Source organism: Candidatus Cloacimonadota bacterium (genome assembly GCA_011372345.1).
In the GTDB taxonomy this organism is placed as follows: domain Bacteria; phylum Cloacimonadota; class Cloacimonadia; order Cloacimonadales; family TCS61; genus DRTC01.
In genome coordinates, this window is the sequence record DRTC01000428.1 from 1 (window position 1) to 3,973 (window position 3,973).

The 3,973-nt window shown below is 33.7% G+C and carries 5 protein-coding genes; 1 reads left to right on the plus strand and 4 read right to left on the minus strand.

The window, feature by feature from the left end; all coding sequences use genetic code 11:
- Positions 1–900, plus strand: a 900-nt coding sequence (locus ENL20_08320; protein ID HHE38560.1) for a TonB-dependent receptor, incomplete at its 5' end; no start/stop codon positions are given.
- A gap of 84 nt (positions 901–984) precedes the next feature.
- Here the strand turns inward: ENL20_08320 and ENL20_08325 are convergent.
- The 4 genes from ENL20_08325 to ENL20_08340 form a co-directional block, all read right to left on the minus strand.
- Positions 985–1,272 (minus strand): XRE family transcriptional regulator, encoded by a 288-nt coding sequence (locus ENL20_08325; GenBank protein HHE38561.1) that lies wholly within the window; start codon positions 1,270–1,272, stop codon positions 985–987.
- Complete coding sequence (locus tag ENL20_08330; GenBank protein ID HHE38562.1) at positions 1,259–1,636, minus strand: type II toxin-antitoxin system RelE/ParE family toxin; 378 nt, start codon at positions 1,634–1,636, stop codon at positions 1,259–1,261. The genes ENL20_08325 and ENL20_08330 overlap by 14 nt, the downstream gene beginning before the upstream one ends.
- Before the next feature lie 123 nt (positions 1,637–1,759).
- Positions 1,760–2,959: a hypothetical protein gene (locus ENL20_08335; GenBank protein ID HHE38563.1), complete on the minus strand. Its 1,200-nt coding sequence runs from the start codon at positions 2,957–2,959 to the stop codon at positions 1,760–1,762.
- A 198-nt stretch (positions 2,960–3,157) separates the two neighbouring features.
- On the minus strand, positions 3,158–3,754 hold the full coding sequence (locus tag ENL20_08340; GenBank protein ID HHE38564.1) for a TetR/AcrR family transcriptional regulator: 597 nt from the start codon (positions 3,752–3,754) through the stop codon (positions 3,158–3,160).
- Positions 3,755–3,973: the final 219 nt, after the last annotated feature.

Sequence of the window (3,973 nt, forward strand, 5' to 3'; positions counted from 1 at the left end):
GAAGTCGATTATGCTTTTGTTAATCCCAGATTTGGTATAAATCACCTTATTGATGAAAATCTGAATCTCTATGCAAATGTCTCTTATTCACATCGGGAACCTGCTGATGATGAACTTTATGATACCTGGGACGGACCTGACGATCTGGGAGTTGCTCCGCTTTTTGCAGTATCCGATACGGTTTTCGCATCTGATGGAAGTATTGAGAGAATAAAATGGAGCAATCCATATATCAAACCGGAAAAACTGACTGATTATGAGTTCGGGATCGGATATCGAACCGGTTCGCTGAATATCAAGGCAAACCTGTTCCAGATGAATTTTAAAGATGAAATTATTGCTTACGGCGGTGTCGACGACGACGGCAATCCAATTCGTGGAAATGCGGATGAAACAGTGCATCGCGGGATCGAGTTATCTTTGAAATCAAAATTGCCGGCAAATCTTTTTCTATCAGGCTCTTTTTCCTATAATGACAATTATTTCCAGAAATTCAAGATGTACGATTGGGATGAGAATTGGAATGTGATCGAGATTGATTATACAGGTAACAAAATTGCAGGATTTCCGGATATTCTGGGTAACGCTAAATTGAGTTACAAATATGATCCGTTTACGATCACAACCCAAATCCAGCATATAGGAAAACAGTATCTTGATAATACGGAAAATGAAGAAAGAATCGTTGATCCTTACACGATTGCCAATGCTTATGCAATTCTGAAATTGAATAAATTCGGGAATCTTGAAATTAGTTTTCGAGTCAATAATATCTTTAATAAAAAGTATGAAACTGCCGGTTATCATGATCCCTGGGGAAGTGTTTATGGACCTGCTGGAAATTATTATTTTCCCGGAGCAGAGAGGAATTTTATGATTGGTGTGAGGATGGGGATTTAACAACTTACTTTGCGAAAGTTGTAATATTCTTGCTTACTCGAAATAGTTTTGCCGATTAGATGAATCTTTCTTTACGGATGGACTCTAATTAGCAAATTGATAGCTATGGAAATCGATATCTATTTTCATTCCTAAAGCATAACAGACTTTTAGAAAAGTTTTCATATTACAGTTTAATCCGGATTCAATTTTGGAAAGTTGCTGCTGGGTTATGTGTGCTTTTTTGGCAAGTGCTTGTTGTGAGAGTCCTGAATGTTTTCTTGCATCTGTTATTTTGAGAGATATTTCAAGCAGTATTTTTTCTTCCTTGAATAATGTTTGGAATTCTTTATCTTTTATTTTTTTTTCAAGATGGTTTTTAAAAGTTCTCATTTAGAATCTCCCTGTTAAATCTTTGTAGGAAATCATCACGATACTTTTTTGCTTTTTTGATTTCCGATTTTGGAATTTTTCCGGTAGTTTTGATAAAAGAATGAGTTAGAACAATAAAATCCCGATAACAGAAAAAATATAAAATTCTTGTATCTTCTCCAGATAACTTAATCCGAAGTTCGTGAATTCCATCATAAAGTAAATCGGCATAAGGTCTTGGTAAATTTGGACCATATTCCTGTAATAAAGAAATCAGACCGAGTATTTTTGCTTGATTTCGTTTACTGCGAGAATCAATAAATTCCATAATTGGACATTTATTTTCAGAACTTTCATAATAAATTATTTTCCATTCTCTTTTCATTATGAATACAAATCACATCATATTTGATGTAGTGTCAAGAAATTTAATCACACTTACTGCAAAAAAAGTTGGATTATTTATTTTGATCGGAATTTATAGGAAAACACTATTTTAGATCATTCATCAGAAAAGATTGTTCTTTTCAAGTTCAATCGAAACATCCTCCCCTTCCCGCTCGATCACCAATTCTACAGTTTTGTGATCTCGATCATTCATCAGTTCAAACAACTCAAAATTCGTTATTTCATCACATTTCATATCGTTAACAGAGATCAATTTATCGGATAATAAAATCCCGGCTTTATCAGCAGGACTATTTTCCCAGATTCCTTTGATTTTAAATTTATCTCCAGCGTTGAAAACATACATCCCAAAAGAATAATTCAAGGAAATATTATTCGGTTCAGTTTCTGTGAATAATACTTGTTTATGTTTATAATCCAGAGTTGTGATATATTTATCCAGAAAATATTTTCCGATTAAAAGAACATCCTTTTCCAGAAAAGGTGGAAGTTCCGCGAAAATCACAGGTTCATTTTTGAGAACAATATCACCAATTTTTATCTCATTCATCAAATAAAGATGGTTGTTCGGTTCTTCCGTAAAGGGCCATTTAGCAAAAAATCCTTTCGCTTTGATTGCTTTTGCTCTTTCTTCTTCGGAAAGATTTTTCAGCCAACCGACCGGTAAAACAAAAGCGTAATTCAAACCCGTATCGATCATTCCCTTAATCTTGAATTCGTTGTTTAGAACCACTTTAACGGTAGGAAAGTAAGGGAGAATGATCTTCATCTTAAACAGGTGTTCTGTATTTGAATTTGCTTTCATCTTTTTTGGATTGGAAAAAAATACTTTCTGATTCTGATAATCGAATGAAGTCTGGAAAAATCTGAAAAAATCAGAACCGATCATTCCAAAACTTTGGAAATTTTCTGCTATGAATGTTTCTCTAAAATCCATTTTTACGGCATTCAGATCATACACGGAAACACCTCCCAACGAAGTTTCCTTAACTTGTGCAAATTCTACATCTTCATTTGGAATTTTTTCGATCTCAAAGTTCAGGCTATCCGCAATTTTTTTATCGATGATCGTTAATCCGCCGGTATCCAAAACTATCTGAATTTCGTTTCCATCAAGATTGGCAGCGACTGTCATAATGTGGGATGCAATAATTTCAAAGTTAATTTCCTCTGTTTTAGTGAGAATTTTTCCTTTTCCACCTTTGAATTTCTCGAACATTTTTATTTTTAGTTCCGAACATCCGACATTGATAAGAATTACGATTGCCACTGCAACATAAAATAACATAAATTTTTTCATCTTTCCTCCTTTATTTCCGACTTTCCAAAACTTAACACAAGCCGAAGGTCTTGTGTTAAGTTGATACTTTCGAGATCAATGTCAACTTATCCCAAGATTCAGTGTCTTGTTACAAGGCAACGGAACTTGTGACAAGTTTTAGGCGATATAAATTTCTGACACTACTTAACGGTAAGTAGTTTATTAGATTAAATTTTTTTAACTTAATATCTTCATCAACTCATCATAAATATTTTGATAAATTTCTGTTTGTTCTTCATCCTCGAAATTACTGATCATTCCCATTCCTTCGATGATCGAATGAATGATCACAGCTATCGTTTCTGCATCGAGATCGCTTCTGATCAAATTATAATTTTGTGCATTTTCGATTCGTGTTTTCAAAGCATTTTGAGTTTTATGAAAGATTGTATTGATCTTGTTTTTCACAGTTTCATTCTGCTTCGATAATGCTAAAATGAGATCATTAAAACCCATCGAGATTTCATTACCGGTCGCTTTATCCAAAATCACATCTTCGATCTTCCTAAAGATCGGGATCGAAGAAATAAAGAAATGGAGAAATTCCGGGAAAGTCTGCAAGTTTCGAGTTTGTTCTCTGTTCCACGCCGTGACTTTTTGTTCAAAATAATCGATCACATTTATTGCCAGTTCTTCCTTACTTTTAAAATGATGATAAACTGCCGGCTTTGAGATTCCGACCATTCCCGCGATTTCATTCATAGAAGTTTTTTCATATCCTTTTTTGAGGAACAATTCGAGTGCTGTTTTCAGGATATTTTCTTTAGTTTGCATTTAACCTCCTTACCGGTAGGTAAAATTCTCTCTCCTGTTTTCCCGTCAAGGTTTTTTTGCTTTTTGGCTAAATATTTTCTAATAAATTTATTCTATTGTTTCAAATTAGTAACATCATTCTCAAAAATAAATCTATCTATTTCTTCAATGAATTCTTTCATTTCAGTGAACATTAACTTTACATCTTCAATATTGAATTCGATATAAGTTTCGTAATCA

Bases quoted from the DNA above. Each gene is read 5' to 3' on its own strand.
- ENL20_08335 (HHE38563.1), bottom strand. From the start codon at position 2,959: ATGAAAAAATTTATGTTATTTTATGTTGCAGTGGCAATCGTAATTCTT.
- ENL20_08325 (HHE38561.1), bottom strand. From the start codon at position 1,272: ATGAGAACTTTTAAAAACCATCTTGAAAAAAAAATAAAAGATAAAGAA.
- ENL20_08340 (HHE38564.1), bottom strand. From the start codon at position 3,754: ATGCAAACTAAAGAAAATATCCTGAAAACAGCACTCGAATTGTTCCTC.
- ENL20_08330 (HHE38562.1), bottom strand. From the start codon at position 1,636: ATGAAAAGAGAATGGAAAATAATTTATTATGAAAGTTCTGAAAATAAA.